General features: G+C 61.7%; 16 protein-coding genes. 6 read left to right on the forward strand and 10 right to left on the reverse strand.

Going from position 1 to position 19,956, the window contains the following annotated elements; genetic code table 11:
* The first annotated feature begins 301 nt into the window (after positions 1–301).
* The 4 genes from B5P46_RS27225 to B5P46_RS27240 all read left to right on the forward strand — a co-directional run bounded on the left by B5P46_RS27225 (position 302) and on the right by B5P46_RS27240 (position 4,716).
* Positions 302–1,657, forward strand: coding sequence for an extracellular solute-binding protein (locus B5P46_RS27225; protein WP_129421458.1), 1,356 nt, complete (start codon positions 302–304; stop codon positions 1,655–1,657).
* 127 nt (positions 1,658–1,784) lie between these two features.
* Positions 1,785–2,669, forward strand: a complete 885-nt coding sequence (locus B5P46_RS27230) for a carbohydrate ABC transporter permease (RefSeq protein ID WP_129421459.1) — start codon at positions 1,785–1,787, stop codon at positions 2,667–2,669.
* Between the two features lie 10 nt (positions 2,670–2,679).
* Entirely contained in the window at positions 2,680–3,594 is a 915-nt protein-coding gene (locus B5P46_RS27235; protein ID WP_129421460.1) for an ABC transporter permease subunit, read from the forward strand.
* 12 nt (positions 3,595–3,606) lie between these two features.
* A complete protein-coding gene (locus B5P46_RS27240) occupies positions 3,607–4,716 on the forward strand; it encodes a sn-glycerol-3-phosphate import ATP-binding protein UgpC (protein WP_129421461.1) in 1,110 nt (369 codons plus the stop codon).
* 86 nt (positions 4,717–4,802) lie between these two features.
* Here B5P46_RS27240 and B5P46_RS27245 read toward each other — a convergent pair whose 3' ends face one another.
* Complete coding sequence (locus tag B5P46_RS27245; protein ID WP_011653244.1) at positions 4,803–5,276, reverse strand: cupin domain-containing protein; 474 nt, start codon at positions 5,274–5,276, stop codon at positions 4,803–4,805.
* A 122-nt stretch (positions 5,277–5,398) separates the two neighbouring features.
* On the opposite strand from B5P46_RS27245, the gene B5P46_RS27250 reads away from it, so the two are divergent.
* Complete coding sequence (locus B5P46_RS27250; RefSeq protein ID WP_129421462.1) at positions 5,399–5,941, forward strand: hypothetical protein; 543 nt, start codon at positions 5,399–5,401, stop codon at positions 5,939–5,941.
* A gap of 3 nt (positions 5,942–5,944) precedes the next feature.
* On the opposite strand, the gene B5P46_RS27255 is transcribed toward B5P46_RS27250, so the two are convergent.
* The 8 genes from B5P46_RS27255 to B5P46_RS27290 form a co-directional block, all read right to left on the reverse strand.
* Positions 5,945–8,047 (reverse strand): beta-galactosidase, encoded by a 2,103-nt coding sequence (locus B5P46_RS27255; protein ID WP_129421463.1) that lies wholly within the window; start codon positions 8,045–8,047, stop codon positions 5,945–5,947.
* 106 nt (positions 8,048–8,153) lie between these two features.
* On the reverse strand, positions 8,154–9,029 hold the full coding sequence (locus B5P46_RS27260; protein WP_129421464.1) for a 2-hydroxy-3-oxopropionate reductase: 876 nt from the start codon (positions 9,027–9,029) through the stop codon (positions 8,154–8,156).
* Positions 9,026–9,820 carry a 2-oxo-tetronate isomerase gene (gene otnI, locus B5P46_RS27265; protein WP_129421465.1) on the reverse strand — a complete coding sequence of 265 codons (795 nt, stop codon included), beginning with the start codon at positions 9,818–9,820 and terminating at the stop codon, positions 9,026–9,028. The genes B5P46_RS27260 and otnI overlap by 4 nt, the downstream gene beginning before the upstream one ends.
* A gap of 10 nt (positions 9,821–9,830) precedes the next feature.
* Positions 9,831–11,540: an ABC transporter ATP-binding protein gene (locus B5P46_RS27270; protein ID WP_129421466.1), complete on the reverse strand. Its 1,710-nt coding sequence runs from the start codon at positions 11,538–11,540 to the stop codon at positions 9,831–9,833.
* A gap of 10 nt (positions 11,541–11,550) precedes the next feature.
* On the reverse strand, positions 11,551–12,741 hold the full coding sequence (locus tag B5P46_RS27275) for an ABC transporter permease (RefSeq protein WP_027663820.1): 1,191 nt from the start codon (positions 12,739–12,741) through the stop codon (positions 11,551–11,553).
* 10 nt (positions 12,742–12,751) lie between these two features.
* Complete coding sequence (locus B5P46_RS27280) at positions 12,752–13,738, reverse strand: ABC transporter permease (protein ID WP_129421467.1); 987 nt, start codon at positions 13,736–13,738, stop codon at positions 12,752–12,754.
* Between the two features lie 104 nt (positions 13,739–13,842).
* On the reverse strand, positions 13,843–15,951 hold the full coding sequence (locus tag B5P46_RS27285) for a family 10 glycosylhydrolase (protein WP_129421468.1): 2,109 nt from the start codon (positions 15,949–15,951) through the stop codon (positions 13,843–13,845).
* Positions 15,952–16,039: 88 nt separating this feature from the next.
* Positions 16,040–17,965 carry an ABC transporter substrate-binding protein gene (locus tag B5P46_RS27290; RefSeq protein ID WP_129421469.1) on the reverse strand — a complete coding sequence of 642 codons (1,926 nt, stop codon included), beginning with the start codon at positions 17,963–17,965 and terminating at the stop codon, positions 16,040–16,042.
* Between the two features lie 179 nt (positions 17,966–18,144).
* Here B5P46_RS27290 and B5P46_RS27295 point away from each other — a divergent pair, with 179 nt between their 5' ends.
* A complete protein-coding gene (locus B5P46_RS27295) occupies positions 18,145–19,164 on the forward strand; it encodes a LacI family DNA-binding transcriptional regulator (protein WP_129421470.1) in 1,020 nt (339 codons plus the stop codon).
* On the opposite strand, the gene B5P46_RS27300 is transcribed toward B5P46_RS27295, so the two are convergent.
* A complete protein-coding gene (locus B5P46_RS27300; RefSeq protein ID WP_129421471.1) occupies positions 19,161–19,931 on the reverse strand; it encodes a TIM barrel protein in 771 nt (256 codons plus the stop codon). The two genes, B5P46_RS27295 and B5P46_RS27300, sit on opposite strands and share 4 nt — an antisense overlap.
* Between the last annotated feature and the right edge of the window lie 25 nt (positions 19,932–19,956).

Raw genomic sequence — 19,956 nt, forward strand, 5'->3', positions numbered from 1 at the left:
AGTTTCGCCGGGCCGAAGCAGCCGAATAAAGGCGCTCTGTCACAATATAAATAAATATTAAATATGCCCTAAAATTCCATTGTTTCGAATATATCTGTAATTTATTGACAATATGCTGAAGCAAACTTTGAAAGTTCTCTAAATATTTCTCCGGGATTTGCGAATAACGGTTGTGTGAAGGTTTTGTGACATCTGTATTTAGATCATTTCATGTCATGTAATATTCATTGGCCGTGGCAATTTGAACCAGCTAATAGGGCGTGCGCTGAAAGTGCGCGTCCCTTTTACGTTCGAGGTTCTCATGCAAGCCAAGCTTCTCGGCGCCGTTGGCGCCCTTCTCGCTACAGCGTTTCTTGCTGGTCCCGCTGCCGCCGCCGATAAGACCAAGATTGACTTCTGGTTCGGCAATTCCGGTGACATCGCAAAGCGTGTCCAGGAGCAGTGCGATCGCTTCAACCAGTCGCAGGCCGACTACGAAGTCGTCTGCACCAGCCAGGGCAGCTACGACGCGTCCCTGCAGAACACCATTGCTGCCTTCCGCGCCGGCAAGCAGCCGACCATCGCCCAGGTCTCCGACGCCGGCACCCTCGACATCATGCTCTCCGGCGCCTACTACCCGGCCAACAAGCTGATGACCGACATGGGCTACAATGTCGACTGGAAGGACTACTTCTCCGGTATCTCCGGCTACTACGCGACATCGAAGGGCGAGATGTACTCCTTCCCCTTCAACTCCTCGACCGCTCTTCTCTACTGGAACAAGGACGCCTTCGCCAAGATCGGCAAGGATCATGCTCCGGCGACCTGGAAGGAAGCAGGCGAGGACCTCAAGACTCTGAAGGATGCAGGCTATGCTTGCCCGCTCGGCTTTGACATCTCCAACAACGAAGTCTGGCAGTACATCGAGCAGTTCGAAGCCGTAAACGGCGAAGCGATCGCCACGAAGAAGAACGGCTTTGAAGGTCTCGACGCCGAGCTGGTGTTCAACAAGAACCCGCTTCTCGTCAGCTACGTCAAGGACCTCAAGTCCTGGTACGACAACAAGCTGGCCGTCATCAAGAACAAGGCTGTCGGCCAGACCTTCGTCGAAGCCTTTGCCGCTGGCGATTGCCAAGTCATCCTGACCTCGGTCGGCGACCATGGCAACGTTGGCCGCACCGCCAAGCAAGGCATGAACTGGGACGTTGCCATGCTCCCGACCTACGGCGATGCAACCCGGCACAGCTCTTACGTCGGCGGCGCTTCGCTCTGGGTTCTGAAGGGCCATTCCGACGCTGAATACAAGGCTGCCGCTGCCTTCTTCAACTTCATCGCAAAGCCGGAAGAAGCTCTTACCTGGTCGACCGTTACCGGCTACATCCCGGTTCGCAACTCCGGCTTCGAATATCTGAAGAAGCAGGGCTTTTACGATAAGGCGCCTTATGCCGGCCGCGAACTCGCCATTCAGAGCCTGACCGCATCGCCTGCTGGCGATGCGGCTCCGCAGGGCATCCGCCTCGGTGGCCTGCTGCAGGTCCGCACCGAAATCGCCAATGGTCTGCAGGCAATCTTCGTCAACAATGCCGATGTCCAGGCTTCGCTCGACAGCGCTGCCGAACGCGGCAATACGCTGCTGCGTCGCTTCCAGCAGACCTACAAGAACGTTCAGCTCCCCTGATCGGTTGATATGAGCCGCACCCGGCCCGCGTTTTGCGCGCCGGGTGCGTCTTTGTAAGTCTCTCATATGTCGCGGCTGCGAACTCGCCGCCCGCGCCTAAACCACATCAGGCCGAAAACGACCACCCATGGAAAAGCGTGTCACTTTCTCCTCAACGACGATCGGGCTGCTCTTCGCATTTCCGATGCTGTTGCTGATCTTCGTCTTCTTCTATTGGCCGAGCGCGCAGGCGCTCTACTGGGCGTTCACGCTCGAGCAGCCATGGGGCGGCGGCAATGCCTGGGTCGGTTTCGACAATTTCAGACAGTTGCTCACCGATCCGATCTATTGGGACTCGATCACCCGCAGCATGATCTTCGGCTTCAGCTCGACGGCCATTGCGATGGGGCTGGCGCTGATCCTGGCGCTTTTGACGGATCGTGAACTGCGCGGCCACAAAGTCTACCGGTCAGTCTTCATCTGGCCTTACGCGATTGCCGCTCCCGCTCTCGGCCTCGCCTTCCGCTTCATCCTGGCACCGGAGGCCGGCCTTCTGTCGATCATCAACCACGTCTGGCCCGGCCTCTGGAACCCCGCGCTCGACGGCAAGGACGCGATGATCGCGGTCATCGTCGCCTTCTCCTGGAAATATATCGGCTACAACTTCATCTTCTTTCTCTCGGCGCTGCAAGGTATCCCGCGCTCGCTGATCGAGGCCGCCGCCATGGACGGTTCGGGGCCGATGCGCCGTATCTGGGATATCCAGCTGCCCTTGCTGACGCCGACGCTGTTCTTCCTGCTCGTCATCAACATCACCGAGAGCTTCCAGGATTCCTTCGGTATCGTCGACGTCATGACGCAGGGCGGCCCGGCGCGCGCCACCGAACTCATGGTCTACAAGATCTATTTCGACGGCTTCAGAGGTCTCGACTATTCGGGCGCTGCAGCGCAGTCCATCATCCTGATGGTGCTCGTTGTTCTTCTCACCATCTTCCAGTTCCGCTTCATCGAGCGGCGCGTGCACTACAAGTGAGGCCGCGGACATGATCGAACGCACGCCGATATTCAACTTCATCTGCTATAGCCTTCTCGCGCTCGGCATGGTGATCGCGCTTCTGCCTTTTGCCATCGTCATCATCGCCTCGACGCTGGACCTGGAGACGGTCAATCGCGTGCCGCTGCCGCTGATGCCGGGCTCGCATTTCTGGGAAAACGCTGAGACCGCCTGGGTTCGCGCCGATCTCGGCAACAAGCTGTTCCACAGCATCATCTTCGCCGCAACGGTCGGCGCCGGCAAGGTCATGCTGTCTTCCATGGCAGCCTTCTCGATCGTCTACTTCCGCTTCCGTGGCCGGTATGTGATTTTCTGGATCATCTTCATCACACTGATGCTGCCGCTGGAAGTCCGCATCGTGCCGACCTATTCGATTGCCGCCAACGCGCTGCAGCCTTTCCAGACGATCCTCGACGTCACCGGCATAAGCTGGCTCGTCGCGCAGATCACCGGCATCCAGATCAAGCTCGAATGGGGCCTGCTGAATTCCTATCCCGGTCTCGTTTTGCCGCTGGTCGCAACCGCGACCGGCACCTTCCTCTACCGGCAGTTCTACCTGACGGTTCCGGACGAACTGGCCGAGGCCTCGAAGATGGACGGATCGGGCCCGGTCCGGTTCTTCTGGGACATTCTGCTGCCGCTGTCGCGCCCGAATATGATCGCGCTGTTCACCATCATGTTCGTCTGGGCCTGGAACCAGTATCTCTGGCCGCTGCTGATCACCACCGATCCGAATTTCGGCATCGCCGTGACGCAGCTCAAGACCCTCATCCCGTCCGAATTCGGCCTGCCCGACTGGAACGTCGCCATGGCCGGAACCCTGATCATCATGTCGCCGCCATTGATCCTCGTCATTCTGATGCAGCGCTGGTTCGTACGCGGCCTTATCTCCACCGAGAAGTGAAGGAGTATTCCCTTGGCACCGATCTCCATTCGTGGCGTGAAGAAAAACTACGGCAAGAATCCCGTCGTTCACGGCGTCGATCTCGACATCCAGTCGGGCGAGTTCATCGTCATCCTCGGCCCGTCCGGCTGCGGCAAGTCCACGCTGCTGCGCATGATCGCCGGCCTCGAGGAAATCACCGGCGGTGAAATCGCCATCGACGGCCGCGTCGTCAACCAGCTGGAACCGCGCGAGCGCGGCTGCGCCATGGTGTTCCAGAACTATGCGCTCTATCCGCATATGAGCGTTGCCGAGAATATCGGCTACGCATTGAAGGTGGCCGGCGTCTCGAAGGCAGAGCGGAGCCGGCGCATCGGCGAGGTCGCCAAGGCGCTCAGCCTCGAACCCTTCCTCGAACGCCGGCCCGCCGCTCTTTCCGGCGGTCAGCGCCAGCGCGTCGCCATGGGCCGCGCGATGATCCGCGAACCGAAGGTGTTTCTCTTCGACGAGCCGTTGTCGAACCTCGACGCCAAGCTGCGCATCGCCATGCGCGCCGAAATCCGTCGCCTGCACCGCCGCCTCGGCGCGACTTCGATCTTTGTCACGCATGACCAGACCGAGGCGATGACGCTGGCGGACCGGCTGGTGGTTATGAACGGCGGCAGGGTAGAGCAGGTCGGCACGCCCGAAGAGGTCTATCATCATCCGGTCTCGCGCTTCGTCGCCGGTTTCGTCGGCACGCCGGCGATGAACCTGCTCGAGGGCACGATCAATGACGAGGGCGTCTTCGTCTACGATCAAAGCCGCAAGGTCGCGCTGCCGCGTGAGCGCGCCGCACCGCTGAAGGGCAAACGCGTCGTGCTCGGCATGCGCGCCGAGGCCGCCCGGCTGGTCGCCCCGGATGCGCCCGGCGCCCTCACCGCAACGGCCGATTTCATCGAAGAGCTCGGCGCAAGCCGCGTCGTCCACGCCGATTTCGATGGGCTGCCCTTTGCCGTGGCGCTGACCGAGGCGGTGAAGGTGAAGTCGGGCGATCCGATCGGCATCGCGATCGATTACGACCAGATCCACCTCTATGACGCCGATACCGGCCGGATCATCGAGAACCCTGTTATGAACGGCGCCAGCGCCGTCCACGCCTAAAGCGGTCTGCGATGATCCTTTGCGATGATCTTGGCAGAGCGTTCGGAGGCTGAGGATGTCAGCCGCTTGCTCGACCGTGAATTGCTCTATCGGTGGATCGGGTCGATCCACGCGACGTCTTCCGGCTTTTCGACCGGCTCGATGTCGAGGTTGACGACGACCGGTTCCTGGCCTGAGCGGACGAGAACGCATTCCAGCGTCTCGTCGCGGCTGGCGTTGATTTCCTGATGCGGCACATAGGGCGGAACGTAGATGAAGTCGCCGGGACCGGCCTCGGCGGTATATTCCAGATGCTCGCCCCAGCGCATGCGGGCCTTGCCCTTGACCACGTAGATGATGCTTTCTAGATCGCCGTGGTGATGGGCGCCGGTCTTGGCGTTGGCATGGATGGTCACCGTGCCAGCCCAGATCTTCTCGGCACCGGCGCGCGCATTGTTGATCGCGGTCGCGCGACTCATGCCCGGCGTCTGCGCGGTGTTCGGATCGAGCGAATTGCCGGGAATGACCTTGACGCCATGTTCCCGCCAGTCGACATGATGATGTTCGTGGTCGTCGCCCATGCCTTGCCTCCCGCTTCGATTTCGTCAGTCTAAGCGGGAGCCGGGCGGCGGCCAAGCGGATTTGCCGCGGTACTGCCGCACTGCACTCGAAAGCTTCTGTGCACAAGCAAAGGACGGACCCGATGAGCCACCTCCCGCAAATCGACTACGATACCGCTTCGGAAGAGATCCGTGCGGTGCATGACGACGAAGTCAGGCTGCGCGGGCGTATGACCAACATGAAGCGGACGCTGCTGCATTCGCCCGCCGCCCATCGCATCTATGCCGAATGGTTCACGCTGCGAGCCGAGCTCGATCCTGCTGTCAGCGACCGGGAGATCTGGATCTTCTCGCATGCGATCTCGAAGGCGGCGCAATCGAAGATCGCCATCACCTTCTTTCGCCGGGCGCTGATCAACAAGGGTTTCGATCCGGGCGCACTGGAGCTTTCCGAGGCGGAAGCGCTGCTTGCCGCCTTCGGCAAGGCAATCGTCGTCGATTCCAATGCCGTTCCCGCCGAACTCTGGGCGAAGCTGAAACAGCGCTACGAGACCAAGGTGCTCGTCGATCTCGTCGCCTTTGCCGGCATCATGCTTGCCACCGCCGTCTTCAACAATGTCGTCGAGGTCGACTTCGACCCCGAGCTTGAAGCTTTTGCGGAAGGCAATAGTTCATCCGGATCCTGAATTTCAGGTATCGAGCGGCAGGATCAGCACATCTCGCGCCGGCACCTCGATGCTACCGTTGCCGATATGGCCGACGGGCCAGATGGCCTGACCCTGCGCAAACGTTCCTCGGGCGAGAGACACCTCGCTCTTCTGCGCCGTTCTCGTCGGGTTGACGAGCCAGAGGAAGCTGCCATTTTCTCCCTTGTGGATACGGGCGAAGAGTGCGGCATTCGACAATGTCACGTGACGCTTCTTCCCGCTCCATCTCAATAGCTCGGCGAAGAAAGCGCCGTTCGCCTTACCCTGCGTGCGGTAATAGGCGACGGAGGGATTGGTGCCGATCAGCAGCGTGCGGCCCTTGCCATAGGCATTTTCGACGACGGCAAGACGGCCGTCGGTGAAGTGGCCGCGTCCCGTTCCGCCGGTCAGCCGATAAGACTGCAGGAAGCCACCACCGTCGACCGCCGCGCCGTCGAGATCGAAATGGATGCGGTCGCCGATATCGGGCATGAATTCGACTTCTTCCTCGCGCGCGCCGAAGACCTCGTCGAGACCCATGTTCGGCTGCACGGTGCCGACATGGCCGCGATCGCCGAAATAGCCGGGGCATGCTTCGGCAATCAGCGTGCCGCCGTTTTCGACCCAGGCTTTCAGGCGTTTCGCCTGCTCTGACGTGAACATGATCGGATAGGGGAAATAGAGGAAATCATAGGCCGCGATGTCATCTATATGCACCCAGTCCGGCTGCACGCCATTTTCGAGGAAAGCACGATAGGCCCCCCACATGGCTTCGGGATAGGGTTTCTCCTTGCGGTCGTGGTTCAGGAGGTAATCGAACTCCTGGGTTTCGCGAACGACGAGGATGCCGACCTCGCCGCGCACCGGCTTTGCCTCCCAGAGGGGAGCCTGCGCCGTGTCGTTGGCCCATTTCGCCATGGCGCTTGCCATGTCGGAGCGCGGCGTGCGCGAGCCGTCCATGCCGTAGGAACCGAAGGCGCCGAAGAGCGGACCGTCGAGCAGCGGGCGCCAGCGCAGATTGATCACGCCGCGGGCGCCGCCGGCAAGCGAGGTCATGCTCCAGAGACGGATATCCTCGGGCTCGGCGACGCGGCCATCCTCCTTGTCGCGGCTGATCACCTGCGGCTGCAGCCAGAGCGGGCCGCCCTGGCGCTCGGCATGCCAGAACGGCTTGCCGCGGGCGGCAGCGCGGTTGATGTCGACGCCGTACCAGTTCTTCCAGGCTTCCGAGCCCTTGCGGGCCTGGATCCAGGTGAAGCCGTAGACCTCGACCTTGGAGGCGGCGAGCCAGTCGTCGCAACCGTTGGCCGCCATGTTGGGAATTGCGCCGGATATGCCGTGGGCAACGATGGTGTTCTTCTGGTCGACGGCGCGGATCGTGTCGATGCGCCACTGCATCTGGTCGTAGAAATTGTCGCGTTTGAACTGCAGCCAGTCGATGCATTCGGGGTAGGGCGCCATATGCACCGGCGGCTCGATATCGTCCCATTCGGCATAGCTGTAGCGGTACCACGCCTTGGCCAGGACCTTCAGGCTGCCGTATTTCTTTTCGAGCCATTTGCGAAAGGCAGCCTTGGCATAGGGGCTGTAATCGACATCGGCGGAATAGTTGCACTCATTCCAGACGTCGTAGCCATAGATCGCCGGATGATCCTTGTAGCGGGTGGCGAGCGCGGTCAGGAACTTGCCCGCTGCTTCCTTCACTTCGGGGCAGTTCAGCGTCAGGGCGCCGGCGCCGCCACCATTGTTGGAGAAGCCGCCGGTTGCCGACGACACACCCATATAGGAGCCGAGTTTGGTGCCGTCGGCATTGACCTGCAATGCATGAGCGTATTTGCGCACCGCCCAGTCGGGCACGGCATGGATCAACTCGGCGATAACGGTCTTGATGCCGTTTGCGGCGGCAAGGTCCATCTGACGGTCATATTCCTCCCAGTCGTAGACGCCGGGGGCGGTTTCGATCGCGCTCCACATGAACCAGTGGCGGAAGATGTTGAGGCCGTCTTGCCCGGCGGTCGCGTAGTCGCGCTCCCAGTCTTCGCCGGGCGGGTTCGACTTGCGGAAATAGACGGCGCCGTAGGGCAGTTGGATATCTTTGTTGAGCATTTCTTGTCCTTCTCTATCGATGTCCGGACATGGCTTCGCCGTCCGGAAAGAAGGCTCCGGCAGTCGGCAATCGAAGTGGCGTCCGGCTATTCTAAAATGCGTTGATCTAGCGCGGTCCTCCGGCGAGGAGTTCCAGGGTGCGGATGAGGGCGGAATGATCACGTTCGCCGTCGCCATTGGCGATCGCGGCATTCATCAGCTGTTGCGTGGCGGCCGTGTTCGGCAGCGACAGATTGAGTGCGCGGGCAGCATCGACGGCAAGCGTCATGTCCTTGCGGTGCAGGCGGATGCGGAAGCCGGGCTCGAAGGTTTCCTTGACCATGCGCTCGCCATGCACTTCGAGGATGCGCGAAGCGGCAAAGCCGCCCATCAGCGCAGAGCGCACCTTGGCCGGATCAGCACCTGCCTTCCTGGCAAAGAGCAGCGCTTCGGCAACCGCCTCGATCGTCAGGCCGACGATGATCTGGTTGGCGACCTTGGCCGTCTGACCGTCGCCGCTGCCGCCGACATGGGTGATGTTCTTGCCCATCTTTTCGAAAAGCGGCCTGGCGCGTTCGAAGGCGTGCTCCTTGCCGCCAACCATGATCGTCAGCGAGGCGGCCTTGGCGCCGACCTCACCGCCGGAAACGGGGGCATCGAGATAATCGCAGCCGAGCGCCTCGATGCGCTTGGCGAAAGTCTTGGTGGCGACGGGCGAGATCGAGCTCATGTCGATGACGAGCTTGCCCTCGGAAAGGCCGGAGGCGACGCCGTCTTCGCCGAACAGCACCGCCTCGACATCTGATGTATCCGGCAGCATCAGGATAACGATGTCGGAGGCTTGCGCCAAGGTCCTGGCGCTTGCGGCGGCTTTGCCGCCCTTGTCGACAAGATGCTCCGAGGCTTCCTTCGCGCGGTTCAGATGCAGCGTGTAGCCGGCGTCGATCAGGTGTTCCGCCATCGGGCGGCCCATGACGCCGAGTCCGACAAATCCGATGTTCATGCTGCTCTCGCTGACTTCAGATAGGGTTTCATCCAGCCGAGGCCCTCGGTGGTGCCGGATGTCGGCTTGTACTCGCAGCCGACCCAGCCGTCGTAACCGAGACGGTCGAGCTCGGAGAGGATGAAGCCGTAGTTGATCTCGCCGGTGCCGGGTTCGCCCCGGCCGGGATTGTCGGCAATCTGCACATGGGCGATCTTCTCCTTCAGCCTTGTGAAGGTGGGCATCAGATCGCCCTGCATGATCTGCATGTGGTAGAAGTCATACTGGATATGGAGATTGTCGGAGCCGACCCGGTCGAGGATGCGGTCGGCATGAGCGGTCGTCGACAGGAAGAAACCCGAAATATCGCGCAGATTGATCGGCTCGATCAGCAGCCTGACGCCGGCGTCGGCGCAGCGCTTTGCTGCATATTTCAGATTGTCGACCAGCACATTTTCCAGCGTTTGAAGGTCTGCACCCTTCGGCACCAGGCCGGAGATGACATTCACCTGTGGGCAATCGAGCGCTGCGGCATAGTCGAGCGCCTGCGCGACCCCGTTGCGGAACTCCTCTACGCGGTCCGGCAGGCAGGCAATGCCGCGCTCGCCGCCGGCCCAGTCGCCGGATGGCACGTTGAAGAGCGCCTGTTTCAGGCCGCTCGCCTTCAGCGCTTCGGCGACCTTCTCCTTCGGCTCGGCATAGGGGCCGAGATATTCCAGCGCGCCGAAGCCGTCCCTTGCTGCCGCGGCGAAACGGTCGAGAAAGGGCAAGTCCTGATAGAGGAAGGAAAGATTGGCGGAAAATTTCGGCACGGGATCGTCCTCAGATATTGGCGGGCGCGACGAAACGATGCCGGTGTAGCATGCGCTTGTCGCGGGGGTCGGGATTGGGAACGGCTGATATGAGGCTCTTGGTATAGGCCTCCTCGGGAGCGGTGCAGATCTGTTCGGCCTCACCGAGTTCGACGATTTTGCCGCGATGCATGACGGCGACGCGATCACAGAAATAACGGACGACCGAAATGTCGTGCGAGATGAAGATGAAGCTTAAGTTCAGCCGCTGGCGGATATCGAGCAGCAGGTCGAGGATCTGGCTGCGGATCGAGACGTCGAGCGCCGACGTCGCCTCGTCGGCGATGATGATGCGCGGATCGAGCGCAAGGGCGCGGGCGATGCCGATGCGCTGGCGCTGCCCGCCGGAGAAGGCATGCGGGTAGCGCTCCATCCCCATCGGATCGAGGCCGACGAGGCGCATCAGTTCGGCGACGCGGTCCTCCAGCGCCTTGCCCTTGGCCAGCCCGTTGACGATCAGCGGATCGCCGATCACTTCTTTGACGGTCATGCGCGGATTGAGCGAGGCGAACGGATCCTGGAAGACCAGGCGGACTTCGCGGTGGAAGGTGCGAAGCTCGCGTTTCGTCAGCTTGGTGACGTCGATCTCGCTGCCGTCCCTGCCGCGATAGGTGATGCTGCCCGATGTCGGCTCGACGGTACGCAGGATCAGGCGGCCGAGCGTCGTCTTGCCGGAGCCGCTTTCGCCGACGATGCCGAGGTTTTCGCCGGGATAAAGATCGAAGCTGGCGTCGTCGACGGCGCGCAGCGTATTGGCCTTGCCGTGCCAGCCGTAGATCTTGCCGAGATTGCGGACGGACAGGATCGGTTGCGGCGCCTGCGGCGACAGCGCCACGGCGGGCAGCCGGCCTTCGACATGATGGGTGAGCTTGACTGTCGAGGCGAGCAGTTGGCGGGTATAGGGATGTTCGGCGGCGTGGTAGATCGCATCGACCGGGCCGCGCTCGACGATGCGGCCGAAGCGCATGACGGCGACATCATCGGCCACTTCGGCGACGATCCCCATGTCGTGGGTGATAAGCAGCATGGCCATGCCGCGCTCGACCTGCAGGCGTTTGATCAGGTCGAGGATCTCGGCCTGGGTGGTGACGTCGAGCGCGGTCGTCGGCTCGTCGGCGATGAGAATGTCGGGGTTGCCGGCAAGCGCCATGGCGATCATGGCGCGTTGGCGCATGCCGCCGGAGAATTCGAAGGTATAACGGTCGGCCATCTTGTCCGGATTCGGAATTTCGACCTGGCGCAGCAGTTCGACGGTCCTTTCGCGGGCGGCGCGCTGGTCGAGATTGCTGTGCAGGCGCACCGCCTCGATGATCTGCGAGCCGATGGTGTGGACCGGCGACAGTGAACTCATCGGCTCCTGGAAGATCAGGCCGATGCGGCGGCCGCGGATGGCGCGCATCGCCCGATCCGACGGTTTCAAGGCGGCGATATCGGTGATCCCGTCGCCATTGCTGAGCAGGATGCGGCCGGAAACGATGCTGCCGGGGCTGTCTACGATCTGCAGCAGCGAGCGGGCGGTGACGCTCTTGCCGGAGCCGCTTTCGCCGACGAGGCAGAGCGTCTCACCGCGTTTCAGCTCGAAGCTGACATTTTCGACGGCGTGCAGGATGTGGGTGCGCAGCCTGAAATCGATCGAGAGGTTTTCGACGGAGAGAACGACGTCGTCGGAAAGATCGGTCATGGGTTCCTCCTCAATTGTCATAGGGGTCGGCGGCATCGCGCAGGCCGTCGCCGAAGAAATTGAAGGACAGGACGGCGACGACGACCGCGAGCGACGGCCAGATCAGGAGCCACGGCGCAGTGGCGACGGTGCGGATGTTCTGGGCGTCCTGCAGCAGTACGCCCCAACTGACGACCGGCGGCTTGAGGCCGATGCCGAGGAAGGAAAGCGAGGTCTCGGCGACGATCATGGTCGGCACGGCCAGTGTGACGACCGCAAGGATGTGGCTCGTCAGCGACGGCAGGATATGGCGGAAGATCAGCCGCGCTTCGCTCGATCCGTCGAGCCGGGCGGCGACGACGAAATCCTCGCTGCGCAGTGCCAGGAACCGGCCGCGCACTTCCCGCGCCAGGCTGGTCCAGCCAAGCAGCGAGACGATGATCGTTATGACGAAATAGACATTGACCGGCGACCATGTCAGCGGGATCGCCGCCGCCAGGCCGAGCCACAGCGGGATGGTCGGCATGGCGCTGACGACCTCGATCACGCGCTGGATCAGCGTATCCACCCAGCCGCCGTAGAAGCCGGAGATCGAGCCGAGCACAACGCCCAGGATCAGCGACATGGCGACGCCGACGAGGCCGATCGACATGGATACGCGCGTGCCGTAGACGAGGCGCGAGAAGACGTCGCGGCCGAGCCGGTCGGCACCGAGCAGATACATCGGGTCGTTCTGGTTGAGGGGGCCGATCAGGTGCCGGTTCATCGGGATCAGGCCCCAGAGGTCATAGGCTGCACCTTTGACGAAGAAGCCGATCGGCACGACCTTGGTGTCGTCGACGACGAAGGTGCGGCGCAGCGCCACCTTGTCGATCTCAACCTTGTAGCCCTTCACATGGAAATTGAATTCCGAGCTGCCGTCCGGTTTTTCGACGAAAAAGCTGAAGCCCTGCGGCGGGGCATAGGTATATTGCGGCCGCGAGGTCATCGGCAAAGCGGGCGCCAGAAATTCGGCGAAGAGGCCGACCAGATAGAGGAAGAGGATGATGGCGCCGGCCACCATCGCCACCTTCTGGCGGATCAGTTTGCCGGCGACCAGCCGCCAGGGGCCGATCGCAGCGGTCGAGACGGTCTTGCCCTGTTTCAGCGGGCTGATCGAGGGACCATCGGCAACAGTGTGAAGTGGGCCAGCATGGGCTCCGAAGGTTTCGTGCGTGCTCATCGCATTCCCCTCAATTGAACCGGATGCGCGGATCGAGCAGCGCCAGCAGCAGATCCGACAGCAGCATGCCGACGAGGGTCAGCGCGCTCAAAAGCAGGATGAAACTGCCGGCGAGATACATGTCCTGCGAGATCAGCGCGCGGAAAAGCAGCGGGCCGGCCGTCGGAAGGTTCAGCACGATGGCGGTGATCGTCACGCCGGAGACAAGATGCGGCAGCACCCAGCCGATCGCCGAGACGAAGGGATTGAGCGCGATTCTGACCGGATATTTGAGGATCACCTTGTATTCCGGCAGTCCCTTGGCGCGGGCGGTGATGACATAGGGCTTGTGCAGTTCGTCGGTCAGGTTGGCGCGCAAGATGCGGATCATCGCTGCCGTTCCGGATGCGCCGATGATGATGATCGGGATCCAGAGATGGGCGAGGAAATCGCCGACCTTGGCGAGGCTCCAGGGGGCCTCGGCATATTCCGGCGAGATCAGCCCGCCGACGCTCTGGCCGAGATATTTATAGGCGACATACATCAGCGTCAGCGCCAGGATGAAGTTCGGCACTGCAAGGCCGATGAAGCCGAGAAATGTGAAGACATGATCGCCGACGGAGTGGCGGCGGACAGCGGAATAGATGCCGATCGGCAAAGCCACGATCCAGACGAAGAGCAGGCTCAAGAGCGAGATCACCAGCGTCGAGCCCATGCGGCCCCAGATCAACCCGGAAACGGGCTGGCCCCACTCGAAGGAGTAGCCGAAGTCGCCGCGGCTGACGATGCCCCAGATCCATTTCAGATATTGGATATAGAAGGGATCGTCGAAGCCGTAGATTTCCTTCAGCCGCTCGATCTGCGCGGGATCGACGGTCTGGCCGCTGTCGCTCATGGTGGCGATCATCGACGTCAGATAGTCACCCGGCGGCAGCTGGATGATCAGGAACGAGATCAGCGACATGCCAAACAAGGTCGGGATCATGTAGAGCACGCGCTTGAAGATATAGCCAAGCATTGAAACGTTTCTCCTCCCGTCGGGAACGCCGTGACGCACTTCCCCCGGATCTTCACCCGCCTTCGGCCCTCCAGGCCGAAAGCGCTCCTCCGTCGCGTGTCATCTCATTTCCAGGTGAGATGCAGGACCTCCAGCCGATCGATACCAGGCACCTCCACCTGCGCGCGGCCATTCCCGAAGCTGAAGCTTGCGGCGCGATCGGCAACGACGAGCCAGGCCTTCGCCACCGATCGGCCCTCCGGGATCTCCACCGAAACGGTCTGCGCTGCCAGAGGGTAATTGTCGCGGATCGGGCCTTTCATCATCATCGGATTGGTGAGGTTGAAGAGGCTGAGCGCCAGGCCCTCATCGTTTTCGCGCAACGCCAGATCGACGACGCCCTTGCCCTTGACGGTGACGCGCGGCGTCGTGCCGAGTGCCCAATGGACGGCGTTGGCGATGAGACGGGCGTGGTCGACCGCAAAAACCTCCCAGAAGATCTCGCCGATGTTCCAGGGAATATAGACCGTGCGGCCACCCTTGCCAGTCTCGCGGGCGATGACGGCAGCACCTTTCGGGTGTTCACGCGGATAGACCTCTTCCATCGGCAGATCGGGAAAGTCGGGGACGTAGAGGAAGGGAGTCTTGGCATCGGCCGACGGTTCGGCGTGGATCAGGCGGGTGCCGCCCATGATGCGTTCGGCGCCGTCGAAACCCCGATTGATCGGGTGATCGCCGGAAAGGGCGACATAGGTGTTCTTGACGATGCCGCGCGGGCCGGAGACGTATCTGGCGCCGAGCACGTCGGCCAGACCGAATTCGTCACGCTTCTTGCCGAATTCGTCACGCAGCGACGTCTCGTAGGAGGCAATGACGCTGCCGCCGCGATCGACATAGGCGCGGATCGCCGCGTTCTGCGCATCCGAAAGGCAGGAGGCGTTGGCGAGAATGATCAGCTTGAAGCGGTCGAGGTTTTCCTCGGTCAGCACTTGGTCCGAAAGCAGATCGAAGGGCAGGCGGGCTTCAACGAGGGCGTGGTAGAGACCGAGATCGTGCTTCTCGGCGGAATGCCGCTCTTCCGGCGCCCAGTGGCGCAGCGTCGTCGAGGGATCTATGACGGCGATTTCGGAGGTCGGCTTCATGCTTTCCAGCACCGGCTCGACGGCTGCCTGCAGGCCGAATGCGTCGGCCACCGGCTCGACCCAGCGTTTGTCGGGCACGACACCGTTGAACTTGGTGAACCAGGCGTAGAGGCCGTGGGCGGTGCCGTCGTTGATCCAGAGCTGCATCTCCTCGCCCGAGGTGACGGCGTCCTTCCAGCGATATTCCTCCTCCGGGCCGATCGAGGTGATCAGTACGACCGGGCGGTCGGGGAAGGTGGCTCGGATACGCTTGCCGTTGCGGCCAGCCGACCAGCCGAGCTCGAGGCCCTTGCGGCCCTGATGGTCGACGACGAGGAAGGGGCAGTGCCTGGCGATGACCGAGAGGTCGAATTCCATCAAGGACGCGCCGCCCATGTTCGGAATGAAGCTCGCATGCGGGCGGATCGCTTTGACGGCATCGTCCCATTGCGCGATCATGTCGGTGAGCACGCGGCGGCGCCATTGCACCCAGGCCTGCCAGGCGGGATCCTCGGCATCGGGTTTTACAGGCAAGGCGTGGCCGGACATGTCCTTGAAGCGGCGGGCGCTGTCTTCGCTATAATCGACGCCGTGGCCCTGCCAGCGATTGGCGAAGACCGCGTCGATATCGTATTTGCGGACGATCTCCTTGACTACCTCAGGCATGAAAACGGTGTTGTAGTCGCCATAGGCATTGGTCACCCAGACATCGGGATAGGCCCAGTGGCGGCGCGGCGTGCCGTCGGCATTGATCATCACCCATTCCGGATGGGCTTTGGCGGCATCGTCATGGATCGCATGCGGGTCGACGCGGGCCATGACATGCATGTCGAGCTTGCGGGCGGCATCGACGAGTGCGCCGAAGATATCCTTGTCGCCGAGATATTTGCTCACATAATGGTAAGGCACTTCGCTCGGATAATAGGCGATGTAGCCGCCGGCGCTGAGGCAGACCGCGTTCGATTTCGTCCGTTTGAAGACATCGATCCAGAAGGCCGGGTCGTATTTCTCCGGATCGTCTTCCACGAAGGTCAGCTGGGTCCAGCGGGTCGCCGTCTTGAACCAGTCCGGCGTCCTCAGCGTGTGGGTATTCTGTTTTCTGGCATCGAGCATCGTCTTCATCCAATCATTGGCAAAAGAAGGGCCTCGGCGCCAACCGGCGGGGGCCGGCGCCTAACTGGGCTCCTGGGATAAAAGGTCTTCAGACCTTGTAGAACTGCTCCGGCATGGTCGGAGCGGGCGTCGGCCAGCCGAAGGAGTTCGGCATGATCTTCGTGATGTTCTTCATGTTGTTCTTGACGATGCCGTAGCCATCGGGCGGCAGCGAGATGCCGAAGACATAGAAATTGTCGGCCGCACCTTGCAGAATCTGCTTCATGACCTCGCGCTGGCCTGATGCGTCGGACGTCGCCTTCAGCTTGTCGTATAGCGCAAGCTGGTTCTTCGTGCTTTCCGGCGGTTCTTCGGCATTGGCATTGGCGCGGTCGCGATACCAGAGTTGCCAGGCTGGGGCATACATGGCGTTGGCATCGGTCGGCACGTAATAGCGCGGGTCGAGCATGGCGGCGACGCCGCCATTTGCGCCGAATTGGTGGGCAGTGGCATCGAAATCACGGCCCTGGCGGACGCGCGTCTCCCAGAGCGAACGGTCCATCGAGCGCATTTGGGCATCGATGCCGACAGCCTGGAACATCGGGATCACCAGCTGGAAGAGATCGAGGAAGACAGCGCGCGCCTGGTCGATCTCGAAAATGATCGTCAGGCGGCGGCCCTTTTCGTCGAGGCGGAAATTCTGGTCGTCGCGCTTCGGCACGATCTGGTCGAGCATGGCATTCGCCTTGTCGACGTCATAGGCCGTGAACTGCGTGGCGAGCTGCTCGTTGTAAAGCGGATCTTCCTTCTTGATCGACGGCTGGGCGGGCGCCCCCTGACCAACAAGCACCGCATCAATCAGCGACTGCCGGTCGAGCGCGGTCGAGAGTGCCGCACGGAAATCCTTGTTGCGGAAGAGCTTCCGCTTGGTCTCGTCATTGTGGTTCAGGTTGAAGATGAAATTCATCACATTGGCTTCGGTCGAGGTCAGTGTGTAGAAATCATAGCCGCCCTGCTCACGCGCATCGTAGAGAACCGACTTGTTGTTCGGCGTGGCGATATACTGGTCCATCAGGTCGACTTCGCCCTGCATGGCCTTCAGCAGCAGAACCTGCGGGTCGGCGACCATCTGGTAGACGATGCGGTCCATATAGGGCAGCTGGTTGCCCTCGGTATCGACCTTCCAATAGTAGGGATTGCGCTCGGCAACGGCGCGCTCGGTGTTTTCGCCGGGCGCTATGGTGAACATCCAAGCATGCACGCAGGGCTTCTTCGAGGAGTTCAGGAAGAAGGCGTTGTCATCCTGGAAACCGGCGGCCGCCTGGAAGGAGGCGATCCAGCTTTCAAAGCCGCGTTGCTTGGCGAGTTCATCGGCCTTCGGATTGAAGTCGATGTGGAACTGCTCGAGATAATGTTTCGGCGTGCGCGTCGTCTGGTCGTTGTTTGCCCAGGCGACCTGCAGCGGGAACAGGCCGTTCGGCTTGTCGAAGGTGACCTTGAAGGTCTGCTCGTCGACGATCTCCAGCTTGGCCGGCTTGCCGCCGGACTTCCAATGATCCTGGCCGACAAAGGCGACGCGCTTGTCGGTGAAAACGGTGTCGTACCAGAACTTGATATCGGCGGTGGTATAGGGATGGCCGTCCGACCATTTCATGCCCTTGCGCAGGCGGATCGTATAGACCTTGGAGTCAGCATCGCCCTCAAAGGACTCGGCGACATTCAGCGTCACGCCAGACCAGTCGGGCGTATAGCGCAGCAGCGGCTCGTAGGCTTGATAGCGGAACAGCATCGACAGCGACCCGCCGCCGACGAGCGCCATGTTCCAGTCGCCGCCGTATTTGCCGACGCTTTCGACCGGTTTGACGACGAGCGGATTTTCAGGAAGCCGGTCCTTCAGGGCCGGCAGGGTGCCGCTCGACACCTTCGTTTTCAGGATATCCGCTTCCTTGAAGTCAGCGGCGAAAACCGGCAGGGCCGGCAATATCAGGGCGGCCGACGTCCCGGCCAGAAACGCACGTCGTTTCAGCTTGATCATAGGGATCTCCTCCAAAAATCCGTGCCCTTATCATTATTTTTTGCTGCGGGCTGGGATGAGGGAAAGATTACATTTGGATATTGTTAGGTAAAGCGTTATGTTTTCGTTAGTGCGAAAATTTGCTTTGGCGACGTGGTTGATATAGCCAGCGTCGCATCAATCGAACGGCGAGGTGCCACGTGGGAAGCAGAGGCCGGGTTACATTGCAGACCATCGCAAAGGAGGTCGGCCTGTCGAAATATGCGGTATCGCGGTCGCTTGCCGGCAAGAGCGGCGTCAGCGAGGAAACGCGCGCACTGATCCGCGAGACGGCGCAGCGCCTTGGCTATACCAAGCCCGCCGGGCAGGGTGCTGCAGGCGAGGTCGCGGTTGTCTTTCACGATCTCGATGCGGTCAACAGTGAGCTCTATATGCAGGTGCAGAACGGTGTGCAGCGCGAGGCTCATCGGCTTGGCATGACGTTGCGCGTACGCTGGACCCATGATTCCGCACAGCTGGAAGAGCTGGCGCGCACCTGCGACGGGCTGATGCTCGTCGGTCCGCATGCCCGTGAGGCAGTGGCGGCGGTGAGTGCCACCGGCGTTCCGATCGTGCGTTTCGGCTGGGTCGATGCGCTCGAACAGATCGACCATGTGGGTGGCACCGACCATGAGGCAGGGCAGGCGGTGCTGGAGTATCTGGTCGGGCTCGGCCATCGGTCCATCGTTTACGTCTATGGCATGCCGGGCCTGCGGGGGCGCCAGGAGCGGCACTACGGCGCCCGCGAAATCGCCGAACGTTATCCTGACGTTGCGCTTCATGTTATGCAGTTCGACGAAGAGAACGGCTTCAGCGCGGCCTTCCGGGCGCTCGCCGAAAAAGGCATCCGGCCGACGGCTTTTTTCTGCGCCCATGACGGGTTGGCATTGACCGTGGTTTCCGAGTTGCTCGGTCAGGGATACCGCATCCCCGACGATATTTCGGTCGTCGGTTTCGGCGACTACTCGCCGGCAACGCAGATCTCGCCGGCGCTGACGACGGTGAGGATGGAGGGGCAGGAATGCGGGGCGGTCGGGCTGCGGCTCTTGCTCGAGCGCATCGAGAATCCACGCCTGCCCGGCATGCCGGCGCGGCGCATCATGATTGCCTCCCGCATCATCGAGCGCCGCTCGGCCGGACCCTGCAAGGCAGCGGCAAGCGTCGATGCCGCCGAGGTTTAACCGCCGAGCGAAGCAATCGCGGCCTTGACTGCGTCCCCGCCGGGCCTGGTCGGCCGGTATTCCAGACCGACGGCGCCGTCGTAACCGTTGGCGAAGATCCAGCCGAGGCGTCGGGCAAGGTCGATATCGCCGGAGCCCGGTTCGTTGCGGCCAGGGTGATCGGCGACGTGGACGTGGATGATACGGTCGAGACGGCCGTTCAGCACCTCCTCGGTGCGCTCGTCCATCACGGCGGAATGATAGATGTCGTAGACGATGCCGATCTCCGGGCGGGCGACGTCATCGATGATGTCGAGACCTTCGCGGGTTGAATCGAGGAAATAGCCGACATGGTCGATGCGGATGTTGAGCGGCTCGACGCCGAGGCGGACACCGCTGCCTTTGAGGATACCGGCGCCGGCTCTCAGCGTTTCGGTAAGCGCCCGGCGCTGTTCTTGGCGGGTCAAGCCTGGGAGATCGTCGCCCGCCTGGGCAATCAGCACCGGCGCGCCGAGACGTTCCGCGACAGTGACGGATTCGGCAAGGCCTTTCAGCCAGGCCTGCCGGTTGGCGGTGTCGGTCAGCGCGATCATCGGTTCGGCGACGAGGCTGGAGACAGCAACTCCGGTTTCCTTCAGCGCCGCCTCGATCGCATCCAGATCCTTGCCGGTCCAGCGCCAGAATTCGATCTTCGTCAGGCCGGCCGCATGGGCGCGGCGGATGCGATCGGGAAAGCTGTCGCCCTCTTCGGCAAACAGCCATTCTATGCAGGCTGAATAACGTCGCATGAAAACTCCTCCCATCTGTTGCTGC

Source organism: Rhizobium leguminosarum (assembly GCF_004123835.1).
GTDB classification, from domain to species: Bacteria; Pseudomonadota; Alphaproteobacteria; order Rhizobiales; family Rhizobiaceae; genus Rhizobium; species Rhizobium leguminosarum_M.

What these genes read in the sequence shown, in the direction of transcription:
- B5P46_RS27225 (WP_129421458.1), top strand. Translation starts at nt 302, where the DNA reads ATGCAAGCCAAGCTTCTCGGCGCCGTTGGCGCCCTTCTCGCTACAGCG.
- B5P46_RS27230 (WP_129421459.1), top strand. Translation starts at nt 1,785, where the DNA reads ATGGAAAAGCGTGTCACTTTCTCCTCAACGACGATCGGGCTGCTCTTC.
- B5P46_RS27235 (WP_129421460.1), top strand. Translation starts at nt 2,680, where the DNA reads ATGATCGAACGCACGCCGATATTCAACTTCATCTGCTATAGCCTTCTC.
- B5P46_RS27245 (WP_011653244.1), bottom strand. Translation starts at nt 5,276, where the DNA reads ATGGGCGACGACCACGAACATCATCATGTCGACTGGCGGGAACATGGC.
- B5P46_RS27250 (WP_129421462.1), top strand. Translation starts at nt 5,399, where the DNA reads ATGAGCCACCTCCCGCAAATCGACTACGATACCGCTTCGGAAGAGATC.
- B5P46_RS27255 (WP_129421463.1), bottom strand. Translation starts at nt 8,047, where the DNA reads ATGCTCAACAAAGATATCCAACTGCCCTACGGCGCCGTCTATTTCCGC.
- B5P46_RS27260 (WP_129421464.1), bottom strand. Translation starts at nt 9,029, where the DNA reads ATGAACATCGGATTTGTCGGACTCGGCGTCATGGGCCGCCCGATGGCG.
- B5P46_RS27270 (WP_129421466.1), bottom strand. Translation starts at nt 11,540, where the DNA reads ATGACCGATCTTTCCGACGACGTCGTTCTCTCCGTCGAAAACCTCTCG.
- B5P46_RS27275 (WP_027663820.1), bottom strand. Translation starts at nt 12,741, where the DNA reads ATGAGCACGCACGAAACCTTCGGAGCCCATGCTGGCCCACTTCACACT.
- B5P46_RS27280 (WP_129421467.1), bottom strand. Translation starts at nt 13,738, where the DNA reads ATGCTTGGCTATATCTTCAAGCGCGTGCTCTACATGATCCCGACCTTG.
- B5P46_RS27285 (WP_129421468.1), bottom strand. Translation starts at nt 15,951, where the DNA reads ATGCTCGATGCCAGAAAACAGAATACCCACACGCTGAGGACGCCGGAC.
- B5P46_RS27290 (WP_129421469.1), bottom strand. Translation starts at nt 17,965, where the DNA reads ATGATCAAGCTGAAACGACGTGCGTTTCTGGCCGGGACGTCGGCCGCC.
- B5P46_RS27300 (WP_129421471.1), bottom strand. Translation starts at nt 19,931, where the DNA reads ATGCGACGTTATTCAGCCTGCATAGAATGGCTGTTTGCCGAAGAGGGC.